Source organism: Staphylococcus sp. TCBT05, assembly GCF_055179755.1.
In genome coordinates, this window is sequence record NZ_JBUQDQ010000038.1 from 950,963 (window position 1) to 963,702 (window position 12,740).

The window sequence follows — 12,740 nt, forward strand, 5'->3', positions numbered from 1 at the left end:
TAAAAACACAATGCTTTTCACAGCTCAACTCGCAATGTTTTATCAAATGTTCAATACAATTTTTACTAGAGGGGTATCTAATAATGAAAAATTTAGTTCTTTTAGGTGGCGGATACGGAAATATGCGCATTATGTCACACATTTTACCAAATGCGCTTCCGGAAAATTATAACATTACACTAATCGATCGTATGCCTTATCATGGGTTAAAACCAGAGTTCTATGAGTTAGCTGCAGGTACGAAATCTGATAAAGATATTCGTATGAACTTTCCAAACTCTGACCGTTTAAACAATGTTTACGGAGAAATTAATGATATTAATCTCGACGATCAAATTGTTTCAGTTGGGAATACAAAAGTAGACTACGATGAATTAGTTATTGGTCTTGGTTGTGAAGATAAATATCACAATGTGCCTGGTGCTGAAGAGTATACACACAGTATTCAGACATTGTCGAAATCTCGAGAAACATTCCATCACATTAGCGAACTTCCAAATGGAGCGAAGGTCGGTATTGTTGGCGCTGGCTTAAGTGGCATTGAGCTTGCTAGTGAATTACGTGAAAGTCGTGAAGACTTAGAAATCTACTTATATGACAGAGGTGAACGCATCCTAAGTCGTTTCCCTGAAAAATTAAGTACTTATATTGAAAAATGGTTCAAAAAGAATAACGTAAAGGTTATCCCTAATTCAGATGTCAATCGTGTAGAGCCTGGGCGTATTTACAACAACGATGTACCAGAAGAATTAGACTTAATCGTTTGGACTGCTGGTATTCAACCAGTTGAATTAGTGAGAAACTTACCTATTGATATTAGTAAGAGTGGTCGAGTTATCTTGAATCAATATCATCAAGTTCCAACATATCCAAATGTCTATGTCGTGGGTGACTGTGCTGAATTACCACATGCACCTAGTGCACAACTCGCTGAAGCACAGGGTGATCAAATTGCCGATGTCATGAAATTACAATGGCAAAATAAACCTCTACCAGAAAAAATGCCTGAAATTAAAATTCAAGGTTTCTTAGGCTCATTAGGTGATAAGAAAGGTTTCGCCTATATCATGGACAGAACTGTGACAGGCCGCTTAGCATCAATCTTGAAATCCGGAGTACTTTGGTTATACAAATATCACAACGGCTAATCATTTCAAGGAGTCGTATCAATGGTATTAATTGAGATGTACTATAATTCCTATTGAAATATACTAAACATAGCTATGAAGCTATCGATAATGATAGACTTTCCATAGTTATGTTTTTATTGTTATAGCATTTAGTAGGACTAAAATCCAAGTAAAAAACCAGTAAATGACGATTATCATCATTTACTGGTTTTTCATATTGATGGCTCAGTCTTTCTTAAATGTATCTTAGCCTTTTGTTAAAAATAGTAATGTTACATACCTCTTACCCAAATTGATCCATAAACTTTGTTAACGTATTCAATTGAATATAACCATCTGCAACGTATTCATCGTTGATTGTCACTAAAGGATAAAACAATTCATCCTCTTGAATACGTTCTATAAATTGTTGATCATGGTCAGTTAAATTTTCGGTATCTTTTTCTATATCAATATAAGTAAATTCAAACGAAATTTCTGGATACTTTCTTTTTAACAATGGTTGTAACCAGTCAAACGTATTACGAGAAGTCGGTGCATTAACACAACTTGCACACACGATATCGGCGCCATAAACAACTACACTCGCTTTATTCATATTTTACTATCCCCTTTTGTTTTCATTTATAGATTTTTCAACACATTTCTATTATAATAAAAAGATAAGTATAACATGAAATTATTTACTTGGAAGGGAGGCATTTCCATGCCAACTGAAAACGCAACGATGTTTGATCAAGTAGCAGAGGTTATCGAAAGATTGCGTCCATTCTTACTACGTGATGGTGGTGACTGCTCACTCGTAGATGTAGAAGATGGAATTGTTAAGTTACAATTACATGGTGCTTGTGGTACATGCCCTAGTTCTACAATCACATTAAAAGCGGGTATTGAGCGTGCTTTACACGAAGAGGTACCTGGCGTTATCGAAGTAGAACAAGTTTTCTAACAACATATATGTTAAGACCATCACATGCACATCAATAATAGACATGAGTTAGTTTTCTATCATCTAGAATTATCTCATGATAATTTATGACAAAGACTGTTATCCGACAATGGATAGCAGTTTTTTTATAGAAAAAAAGACAACCATTCAATAAAAATGGATTGTCTTTTACTTTGATTTATTAAATAATATTTAGCTTACACTTGGTGCTTTATTGTTATGCTGAACTGGTGCATTATCGTCTGGTTTATGATGTTTATGATGATGCGTTTCACCTTTCATATGATGTGCAATTTGTTCGCTAATATAGACCCAACCTTTCCAGCCTACATGAACAGCATCGCTTATTACATATGGTTCATAATCTTTATCGGTCATATTATAAACACTACCACCTCGTTGTGTGATTGTGTTATTAATCTTATCGTACACCTTTTGCCGGCGTTCTTGCTTAATACCGATACGATCATACCACTTACCATTTGATGGTAAAATAATGTACTGCACATCTGCACCTGCTTCATTCATTGTATCCACAAAGAGTGCTAAATCTTGAAACTCTGGAGAATTTACATTAAATTCGTAATCACGATTAATTTTTCTCTTATGACTATTGATCAACTTCCAATATTCATCTCTAATTCCGTATTTATTAGTTTTAGTACTGTCTTTTCCAAGCTTTTCCGCTTCTTTAGATAAATCTTTCCATGATTTATTTTTACTATCTATAGGCTTAACTTGTGACAAAGGAGATGGTTTTGCTGGAAAGATTGACTTGATCGCTTCTATCTTCATTAATTGTTGTGCTTTAAATGATGATAAATAATTATCCTTAACCTTGTTAGGATGTTTCTTCATTTCCTTTAAATAGTACTTATTCTTGACATCTTTAAATTTGGATAATCGATCCGCATATCGTTGTTTCAATTTATCGCTCATCCCAGATTGTTGAAATAATTGGTTCACTTGAGCATCTGAAATACGCGCTTTAAAGTTTACATTTGTTAAACCATTATTTGTAAACCATTGAGGTGATATAATAAATGCCATTTTTTTCCCTTTTAAATTCTGAAATTGTGATGCGGCTTCAACTGCATTGACAAGATCAGTAGAACCTCCTGTTCCAATTAGAAACGGTTGCATTGGCGCCTTTTTCTTATCATCTAACAATAAACCTGGATTAAACGGATCATCTTTTCCAAGTTCACTTGAACCGTATATAGGATAGTATTTATCAGATTTATACATTTTATCTTGTATTTGTGTACCCTTTAGCACTTGATCAGTTATATTTAGTCGTTGTTCTTGAAGTGTTTTATTATTGATTAAACCTGTAAACCAACTAGCTGGTAATATAAGAAATACACCAAATAGAATGAGACTTACAATGATAGGAATAAATGCTTTTAACTTCATCTTAATGTTTCTAATACCGTAATAATCTTATTCGGTGTTGCCCATTCATCTCTATCAAAATCCATAATTGAAACTTCAATATCTAATTTATTTTGAATTTCTAATAATAAACCAACAGTTTGGAATGAATCAATAATACCTTCTTCAAACAGCGCAATATCAGGATTTTCCTTTACAATGTTATTTTCAGTAACTTCCTCTAATAAATCTAATACTTGTGTTTTAAATTCCATACTTTTAAATTCCTCCTATGTTTTAATACAGTTTCCCTGAAAAGATTAAAAATCCAAATGCTACGAAATGGAACGTTATGATAATACTCATTACAGTTGTAAATTGATTTTGCCAACGTGGTGGATGTTGTTTACGCCATCTTTCGTAATAACCATAACCTATAAATAATGCAGCATGATACATGCCATACAAAATATAATAGCTTTCGATACCATGCCAAATTCCCATGATAATAAAATTTAAAGAAAATGCGATATTAGACATCGCAAATTGACTCTTTAATAATCTTTTCTTAGACATAAAGAATAATGCTCTCATATAAATACAATCTCTAAACCAAAATGATAATGACATATGCCATCTGTTCCAAAAGTCTTTAATATTTTTGGCTTTAAATGGCTGATTAAAGTTTTGCGGAGATTTAATACCATATAAATAGCTAAATGCAATCGCAAACAATGTATAACCTGCAAAGTCAAAGAACAGATATAAACTATAAGCATACATATATAACCATTTTGCAGTAAATCCTGTTAAATCCATTAATAACGGGGTAATTGCGTATACGTGAAGTAAGTGTGCAATAATAAATTTATATAAAAAGCCAAGCATAATATAATGAATCGCTTTTTCCACTAATGCTCTATACGCCTCACCACTTGGTGCTACACGATCATCTTTGACAAAGCGTTTATATCGATCAATTGGCCCAGATGAAATCGTTGGGAAGAATGTAATAAATTGAACAACTTTCCAATGATCAATTTCTTTAATTGAGCCATCTCTGATTTCCATTAATAATTGGACACTTTTAAATGTCACATAAGAAATACCTAAGAAACCTATTAATTCGACTACCTTACTTTCATGAAATTTAATTTGTGCAGTACCTAATAATGAACTTTGCATTACTTTAACAATAATCAATGGCAAGATTGACAGTGTTATCACCATAAAGAATTTGCTAAATGTATTTTTAACAAAACGTGATTTCCAATAATACATAATGATTAATACTTGCCAGACGACATATATAATAAAGTTAACAAAAGCTACACTTAACAATGGTTGATCAAAGAAATTATGTTTTGTCGATGAGAAAATAAGTTCAATCATAAATAATGTGCTCAGACCATTATAAATATGACTTCTCTTACCTAAAAACCCTAATATTATAACCGGTAATAATACGATGAATGCAATGAGAAAGAACGTAAATGTGCCATATGGTGTCATTATGTAAAGTCCTCAGCAATCTGTTTACGGTCTAACTTACCATTATGAGTCAATGGTAAACGGTCAGTAAACATAATCTTTTTAGGTATCATATATTCAGGCAGGTGTTGCTTTAATTCCGCTTTAATTTCATGAATAAATGCCTGCTCATCAGTCATCTGAGTTATGGTATCCGCTGTTATTATAACGGCATTGATATGCGTGACTTTATTGTCACGATAGTTCGGAACAACCACTGCCTCTTGTATAGAAGGTGATTGTCTTAACTGAAACTCAATTTCTTCTATCTCCATTCGATAGCCATTTAATTTAATTTGAAAATCTAATCGACCATTGATAAACCATTGATTATCTTTGTACTCAGCTTTATCACCTGTGTAATAATTACGAATTTCATTGTCATATCTAAATACGGCATCTGTTTTTACTTTGTCTTCTAGGTAACCTTTACTTAGAGCATTCCCTGAAATAATTAACTCTTGTTCAGAAGTTAAATGTAACTGTGTACCTGGTCTAGATTGACCAACTGGTAATGGATTGTACTTGGCTAGTACTTCCTCGTTTATCAAAATGCTTGTGACAGCAACAGTGGCTTCTGTTGGACCATAAGTATTATAAATATATGCATCAGGAAACTTTTTAGATAACATTTTTGCTGTTCTATGTGCCAAAATTTCACCACAGAAGAAGAATTCTTTTAGGCTTGGATATTGTTGTTGGTCTAACATTGGTAACATTAAACACATTTCCATAAACGAAGGGGTCGACACCCACACATTAATAGTGGCTTGTTGCAACATATCATTTAATAGCTTTGGTTTATTTATCATTGCTTTATCTACTAAATTTAATGTTCCTGTAGTAGCTAAACATGGATAAATAGCCATTACTGATAAATCAAAGGAGAATGGCGCCTGATTGAGCCATTGCTGTTTAACCCCTAACTGATTTAGTTCCACCATCCACTGTGTAAACTCATTTAAGCTATCGTATGAAATTTGCACGCCCTTCGGTTCTCCCGTCGAACCTGATGTAAAAATAGTATAAACGACATCATTGGGCTGCATTTTACTTTCAAATTCACTGACCTCTTCGTGATCAATAATGCATTGAACATCAAATATCGTTATATCGGAAAATGGCAGTATCGCTTCAGATGTATTAAGTATAAATTCTGGCTGAACCTTATTTACAATTGCCTCTACCCTATCTTGAGGTATAGAAATATCTATTGGTACATAACCACATCCTGCCTTAATAGCTCCAATCATACCGACAATCATAAAAGGTGACATATGACCATAAATCACTACAGGTCGACTTGATTTAGCAATCATATCTGCACATTTATTTGAATAATGATTTAATTCACCGTAAGTTAATGATTCATCATTATATTTAATCGCTATTTGATTCGCATCGTTTTTATTATTTTCAATTAATGATTGAATAATGTCTTTCATAGTTGTCTCCTTCATTAAAATTCATTATAAATAAAGTTATTTTGCGTATCTCCAGTTCCATAAATCAAATAAAGCGCAATAAATATTGCTACGTATAAGATAGTAAGCAACCATGGTTTGATTTTTTCAAAGGTGTGCTTTTTATCATGATTCATATGTCTGAGCCTCCTTTATAACACGTGCAAAATACTATATTCTATTTATCTGTTTTCTAATATATTTTAACACATATGTAATTAAAATATTTTTTATTTACTGTTCATAATTATACAATCAATTTCCCATCTTTACAATTAAATCCATATTTCTTCATCTAACAAAAATGTTATATTAAATGCTTTGCGTTTAGTTTTATTATCTATAATTCATATATCTATTGTTATTTTGAAGTTAGAAACAACATAAATATTAGTCTTTTATGGATATATATACATACTTATCCAAGATAAATTCCACTTAGATATTGCTTATTTTTATTGTATTTTTAGTTTAGCAATTGTTTTTTGAAATATTATTGATAAAAAGCCAATCACTTTTCTGATTTTTATAGACATGCAATACTTGATTTTATTTATCCACTCGTAATATAGTCTTTTTCACATAAAAAAAGCCAGCAGAGTTTAAGTAACTCTGCCAGCAATATTTAAAGATAGTATAATACAAAAAATAATTTATTATTTAATTGGTGTTTTCGCATCTTTGCCACTTAAGACTAGTCTAATATTATCAATACACAACTGTATCATACGGTTTCTAGTGATGACTGATGCGCTACCAATATGTGGTAAGACGAGTGCATTTTTCATAGATAATAATGGGTGTGACATATCAATAGGTTCTTTTCGTAATACATCTAAGCCACATGCAGCAATCTCACCATCTTGTAATGCTGCAACTAATGCTGTTTCATCAACGACTGCACCTCGTCCAATATTGATAAAAATAGCATCATTTTTCATCTTTTTAAATGCTGCCTCATTAAACTTGTCGCGTGTTTCCTCAGTCAACGGTGCTGTACAAACAACGAAGTCACTATGTTCTAATAATGTATCAAACGATACATAAAGCGCACCCAAACTTTCTTCTGCCTCTACCTGTCTGCTACGATTATGGTACATAATATTAACATTAAAGCCCTTTAAACGTCTTGCAAATGCCTTACCAATATCTCCCATGCCAAAAATACCTACTTTAGCATTATATAGATCTTTACCTGCAAGTAAATAAGGTCCCCAGCTTTGCCATTCGCCATTTTGAACATACTGTTCCGCTTCAATGATACGTCTTGCTACAGTCAACATTAAAGTAAAGCCTAATTCTGCGGTAGTTTCAGTTAGAATTTCAGGCGTATTAGTTGCTACTATCCCCTTACTGCGAACAAGTTGCACATCTATATTATCGAAACCAACTGCCATATTTGCAATAACCTTTAATTTTGGCGCGTGTGCAATAACTTCTTCATCTATCGTTTCACTTAATGTAATAAAGCAAGCTGTCGCATCATTCAATGCCTCTAAAAATTTTTCTCGTGGCATTGGTGTGTATGATTCATTCCATACCTCTACATCTGCAAATAATTCTAACTGATCTATAAATGGTTGCGGAATCTTTCTTGTTACGATTACTTTTTCCATCTAATCACCCCTATTGTTCTAGCTCATTAATAACCTCATTTAAATCTTTAAAGCTATATGTTGGTGGTACATCTTTTTGTTCAATTTCAGCTTTAGTTGTTACGCCCGTTTGAACATGAATCGTGTCGATACTAACATTAATGCCTGACAGTATATCCGTGTCATATAAGTCACCCACCATGGCAACATCATCAGGCTTAATTCCTAATAATTCCAATTGTTCTAGTGCTTTATGCATAATAATTGGTTCTGGCTTTCCAATAAATGTTGGTTGGACGCCAGTAGATACTGAAACCACACTTGTAATCGCGCCATTACCCGGTAAGAAACCACGTTCTTTCGGAATAGAAACGTCTTTATTCGTCGAAATAAATGTTGCCCCATTACGCACACCTAATGTTGCTGTAGCTAATTTTTCATAAGTCACCGCTTCATCTAAACCAATAACAACATAATCAACAAATTCATCATTTTTCAATTGTAAACCATGACTCGTTAATGCTTTTTTCAAACCTGTGCCACCTAACATATATACTGATGCTCCTGGTGAAGCTTCTGAAATATATTCGGCAGTCGCAAGTGCAGAAGTAACCACCTCAGTAGCTTTGGCATCTAAGCCCATTGACGATAATTTTGTCGCTACTTCTTCTGGTTCTTTCGTTGAATTATTTGTTACATATAAATGCGGTATTTGATGCTGATTTAAATATGATATAAAGGCCTTAGCGCCATCTATTGTTTCATTACCTTTATATAAAGTTCCATCTAAGTCAATTAGATATGCTTTGTAATTTTTCATTTCTATTTATTCTCCTTTTTGACCAAATGCAGTAATTGGTACATTCTCGTTCTCTAAAAATTGCAATACTTCAGTAATAAATTGCTGATAGTACTGTACTGACTTATCAAAAATTGGAATAAGTTCTGTAGTATTCAGTTCATCATAGTAATGAACAAATTGCTTTCTAACTTCAACAGTTTCATTAATATGTTGTTGTGTGTCCTTTGAAATGACACCTTCTAATTCTAAGATATCAATAACATCTTTATAATTACCTGGATCTCTCAAAATAAATCCATCAATAATCATATTACCTATATCCACTGATGATTCAATCAACATTTGAGCTATGCGTTCAAATGCATAATGATTATGTTTCTGCTGTGGATAATCGCTAAGTAATTGTTGTAAGTAATTTAATTTAGCATTTAATTGTTCTTTGTTTACGAAATACATACTCGTCACCCCTATCTTGTTCATCATACCATAACTTTACAGGTTAATTCATTTCCAGTTATACTAATTATTAACGCTTTATTAAACTTAAAAATATTAACTTTAATAAATACACCTTAAGGAGCGAATATAAATGATAGATATGTATTTATATGATGATGACGAATCAGCACAAGTACAATTTGTTGGGTTTGTGGGCGAACACAGCCGCTATGATTTAATGTTAGTACAAACCAATCGTCATTATGGTAAAACGATTGTCTTGAATATGCAAACGAATAAATTTGGCATTATCGGTACGGATGATTTAGAAGAGGAAGGTTATATCGCACATATCCTCGGTGTATCAGAAGAAGAAGGAAATGAAATTTCTGAATATCTCAACGAAGTCATTCAATAAATCAGCGATTTGATTTTAAACACAAACTTCGTAGGAGTAAGATTCATTAATACATTAAATAACATTAATAAAAAAACCAAGCGTCAATTGACATACTTCATACAAAGTAGACATTTAAAAATGAAAACCTTGAATGAAGCAGTTCAAATTATAGACACTTGGTTCTTTTATTTTTCAGGTTGTTGGATGCTAGGTTGAATCTTGACGTCTTGAAGTTTATTACTTTCAATAATTTCATCTTCCTGTTGTTGCTGAGCTAACTTATCTTTGATTTCTTTTTCTGGTATGTGTCTCAAGATGAAATAAGGACAACCAAAATTGCAATATTCCAATAAATAATCTTGAATCGTTGAGAAACGTTTACTAAGTTCTGCCTTTTTATTGTGATCACTATAAAAACCTTTGAGTCTCAATTGTTCATATCCAAAATCACCAACAACATAATCATACTTATCTAATATATCTGAGTAACGGTTGGCAAATATTTCTTCATCAAAACAGTCCCTATAATCTTCAACAATTTCAAAATGTTGTTCATTTACCTTTATCATTGTACTCACCTAATCTATCGCGCTCTCCATTATAATATGATTGGAATAGCTTAAAGTTTTAATAAAGACTTAGCTCATTTAATGTAACATTGTCGGCATACATTAAAATTGAACTAAGTCTTTGCATTAATTATTTAGTTATTTTGTAGTTGCGTCTTGCTTAAGTTGTTCTTCACCTAAACGTTGTCTTTCTTTTGCCGCTTCATTAACTTGTTCATCGGCATGATAAGAACTACGTACTAATGGACCAGCTTGACAATGTTTGAAACCTTTATCCATTGCAATTTTTCTTAATTTACCAAATTCTAATGGTGTATAATACTTTTCAACTTTCAAATGCTTACGTGATGGTTGTAAATATTGACCAATAGTTAAGATATCTACATCATTAGCACGTAAATCATCCATAGTTTCAAGTATTTCTTCATGCGTTTCACCTAAACCAACCATTAAACTTGATTTAGTAGGGATATCTGGTTGTAATTCTTTAGAGCGACGCAAGAATTCTAATGTACGATCATAAGTTGCACGCGCACGAACTCTTGGTGTTAAACGACGCACTGTTTCAATATTGTGGTTTAAAATATCTGGTTTAGAAGCCATAAGCGTTTCTAATGCTTCATAGTCGCCACCCATATCAGATGGTAAAATTTCAATAGATGTATATGGATTACGTTCTCTTACTTTGCGGACTGTTTCTGCATATACATTTGAACCAGCATCTCTTAAATCATCACGCGCAACAGCTGTAATTACAACGTGCTTTAAGTTCATTAATTCAACTGATTCTGCCACGCGTTCTGGCTCTTCTAAATCTAATTCGTTTGGTAATCCTGTCTTAACCGCACAAAAACGGCAAGCTCTAGTACATACTGCACCTAAAATCATAAAAGTAGCAGTACGTCTTTCTCCCCAACACTCATGTATATTCGGACATTTTGCTTCTTCGCAAACTGTGTGTAAATTCTTTTCACGCATCATTTTCTTAAGACCAGTGTAGTTTTCGTTTGTGTTTAACTTTATCTTCAACCAATCCGGTTTACGTAAAATTTCTTCATTTTTAGTAGCCATAAACGCACAATCCTCCTGAATTGAAATCTGTATATATTATAACGAAATTCGGGGCAAATTTAAATGTATATTGTCCATCTTTTAATATTCCAAAAGTTTCTCTTTAAATATATCACGTAGAAACTCAGGCATTAAATATTCAATTGCATGTTCCTTTAATGTTGGGAAATAACGACCAAATGTATACATATCGACGGTGCCTAGTGTATATGTTGTATCGTCATCAATTTCCTCCCCATTTATAAAGAAACGAGATTCAGATTGAATGATGCCAATATTAAATAAAATATAACCACCAAATATATCTCCTCTAAAACCTAATCCTTGTGCAAATTCATTGATATACTCTTGCTTTTGACTTTTGATGATGACTTGCTTTAATTCCTGTCCAGTTAATCTAATGCGCACCAAATTAATCGGATGTGGAAGCATTTGGTGTATGTCATACTCTGTAACTTGATCCGCTTCAATGCCTTTTACGATTAATCCCGCATTAATAATCGTACAATCCGCATTGGTAAATTCAAATACACTCTCTGCTAACAAATATGCTGATTGCGTGATTACATCTGTTCTTCTAGGTAAATATACTGGATGATCAACAACTGGGTCACTCAAGAGTAAGCGCCCTTCTTCTTCATAGTTGGTTTCAACTTTTGGTAATTGTGTCACTGGATATAACGTTGCTTTTTTATTTATAATACGCTTATCTTCTATATCTAAAGTAACTTCACCAAGATAGTAGCCATACTTTCCTGCGGCCGCCATCAACACCCCATTATTCATCTCTCCATTTAAAAAGTGATGATGTGTATGACTGCCTAAAATAAGATCTATTTCTGGGATTTCTTGACATAATTTTTCATCAAAAAACACACCAACATGACTCATAATTATAAGTATATCATAGGCACCTTCATTTGCACTGATTTCATCTTTAATAGCCTCTAATGGATCTGTAACAACCCAATCTAGAGCACGATAAAACGGCGTGAATTGTGCAGTTGCAGCCACAAATAGAATTCTAACACCTTCAATTTCTTTAATGTAAGAAGACTGAATATGATTTGGTAGATTACCTTGTTCGTCGAATACATTCGCACAGGTAATTGGAAATTGAGCATCATTATATAATGCATTTAATGCATCATGTGAAATTGTCATTCCTTCATTATTGCCAATCGTAGCTAAATCACAATGTGCTTGATTCAATAATTCAACATTCTTTGTCCCCATAGTTGCTTCAGTCACAGGTGCTGATAAATCAACATGGTCACCGATATCAAGATAGAGTGAGGGATGATTTAATTTAGGTCTTTCTTCATTCAAATATGCTGATATGTTTGCATATTCTTGAAGGTGACTATGTATATCATTCGTATGATAGATTGTTAACTGCATCGCTATTCCCCTCCTCAA

Annotated in this window: 15 protein-coding genes; 3 read left to right on the top strand and 12 right to left on the bottom strand. The window is 32.9% G+C overall.

Annotated features, from left to right (window positions below; translation table 11 throughout):
• Positions 1 to 83: 83 nt before the first annotated feature.
• The gene (locus tag ACY191_RS11550; RefSeq protein ID WP_107513205.1) at positions 84 to 1,148 is read left to right on the top strand and encodes an NAD(P)/FAD-dependent oxidoreductase; all 1,065 of its coding nucleotides are present in this window, start codon (positions 84 to 86) and stop codon (positions 1,146 to 1,148) included.
• Between the two features lie 265 nt (positions 1,149 to 1,413).
• Here the strand turns inward: ACY191_RS11550 and ACY191_RS11555 are convergent, their stop codons facing one another.
• Positions 1,414 to 1,728: a YuzD family protein gene (locus ACY191_RS11555; protein ID WP_042739764.1), complete on the bottom strand. Its 315-nt coding sequence runs from the start codon at positions 1,726 to 1,728 to the stop codon at positions 1,414 to 1,416.
• Between the two features lie 108 nt (positions 1,729 to 1,836).
• Between ACY191_RS11555 and ACY191_RS11560 the strand changes: the two genes are divergently transcribed.
• Entirely contained in the window at positions 1,837 to 2,079 is a 243-nt protein-coding gene (locus ACY191_RS11560) for a NifU family protein (RefSeq protein WP_042739763.1), read from the top strand.
• A 192-nt stretch (positions 2,080 to 2,271) separates the two neighbouring features.
• On the opposite strand, the gene dltD is transcribed toward ACY191_RS11560, so the two are convergent.
• From dltD to ACY191_RS11600, 8 genes are all read right to left on the bottom strand, one after another.
• Entirely contained in the window at positions 2,272 to 3,495 is a 1,224-nt protein-coding gene (dltD, locus tag ACY191_RS11565; protein ID WP_229367074.1) for a D-alanyl-lipoteichoic acid biosynthesis protein DltD, read from the bottom strand.
• Positions 3,492 to 3,728 (bottom strand): D-alanine--poly(phosphoribitol) ligase subunit 2, encoded by a 237-nt coding sequence (dltC, locus tag ACY191_RS11570; RefSeq protein ID WP_042739761.1) that lies wholly within the window; start codon positions 3,726 to 3,728, stop codon positions 3,492 to 3,494. The genes dltD and dltC overlap by 4 nt, the downstream gene beginning before the upstream one ends.
• A 22-nt stretch (positions 3,729 to 3,750) precedes the next feature.
• A complete protein-coding gene (gene dltB / locus ACY191_RS11575; RefSeq protein WP_042739760.1) occupies positions 3,751 to 4,965 on the bottom strand; it encodes a D-alanyl-lipoteichoic acid biosynthesis protein DltB in 1,215 nt (404 codons plus the stop codon).
• Positions 4,965 to 6,428, bottom strand: a complete 1,464-nt coding sequence (dltA, locus tag ACY191_RS11580) for a D-alanine--poly(phosphoribitol) ligase subunit DltA (RefSeq protein ID WP_229367073.1) — start codon at positions 6,426 to 6,428, stop codon at positions 4,965 to 4,967. Before dltA ends, dltB begins: the two co-directional genes overlap by 1 nt.
• Positions 6,429 to 6,442: 14 nt before the next feature.
• Positions 6,443 to 6,583 (bottom strand): teichoic acid D-Ala incorporation-associated protein DltX, encoded by a 141-nt coding sequence (locus tag ACY191_RS11585; RefSeq protein ID WP_229367072.1) that lies wholly within the window; start codon positions 6,581 to 6,583, stop codon positions 6,443 to 6,445.
• A gap of 519 nt (positions 6,584 to 7,102) precedes the next feature.
• A complete protein-coding gene (locus ACY191_RS11590) occupies positions 7,103 to 8,062 on the bottom strand; it encodes a 2-hydroxyacid dehydrogenase (protein ID WP_463270031.1) in 960 nt (319 codons plus the stop codon).
• A gap of 10 nt (positions 8,063 to 8,072) precedes the next feature.
• Entirely contained in the window at positions 8,073 to 8,861 is a 789-nt protein-coding gene (locus ACY191_RS11595; RefSeq protein WP_229367071.1) for a TIGR01457 family HAD-type hydrolase, read from the bottom strand.
• A 6-nt stretch (positions 8,862 to 8,867) separates the two neighbouring features.
• Positions 8,868 to 9,299, bottom strand: coding sequence for a DUF86 domain-containing protein (locus tag ACY191_RS11600; RefSeq protein ID WP_042739755.1), 432 nt, complete (start codon positions 9,297 to 9,299; stop codon positions 8,868 to 8,870).
• 133 nt (positions 9,300 to 9,432) lie between these two features.
• Between ACY191_RS11600 and ACY191_RS11605 the strand changes: the two genes are divergently transcribed.
• Positions 9,433 to 9,699 carry a DUF3055 domain-containing protein gene (locus ACY191_RS11605; protein ID WP_042739754.1) on the top strand — a complete coding sequence of 89 codons (267 nt, stop codon included), beginning with the start codon at positions 9,433 to 9,435 and terminating at the stop codon, positions 9,697 to 9,699.
• Positions 9,700 to 9,866: 167 nt separating this feature from the next.
• On the opposite strand, the gene ACY191_RS11610 is transcribed toward ACY191_RS11605, so the two are convergent.
• From ACY191_RS11610 to ACY191_RS11620, 3 genes are all read right to left on the bottom strand, one after another.
• The gene (locus ACY191_RS11610; protein WP_042739753.1) at positions 9,867 to 10,250 is read right to left on the bottom strand and encodes a YutD family protein; all 384 of its coding nucleotides are present in this window, start codon (positions 10,248 to 10,250) and stop codon (positions 9,867 to 9,869) included.
• 138 nt (positions 10,251 to 10,388) lie between these two features.
• Positions 10,389 to 11,321 (bottom strand): lipoyl synthase, encoded by a 933-nt coding sequence (lipA, locus tag ACY191_RS11615; RefSeq protein WP_042739752.1) that lies wholly within the window; start codon positions 11,319 to 11,321, stop codon positions 10,389 to 10,391.
• 81 nt (positions 11,322 to 11,402) lie between these two features.
• Positions 11,403 to 12,722 (bottom strand): bifunctional metallophosphatase/5'-nucleotidase, encoded by a 1,320-nt coding sequence (locus ACY191_RS11620; protein WP_042739751.1) that lies wholly within the window; start codon positions 12,720 to 12,722, stop codon positions 11,403 to 11,405.
• Positions 12,723 to 12,740: the final 18 nt, after the last annotated feature.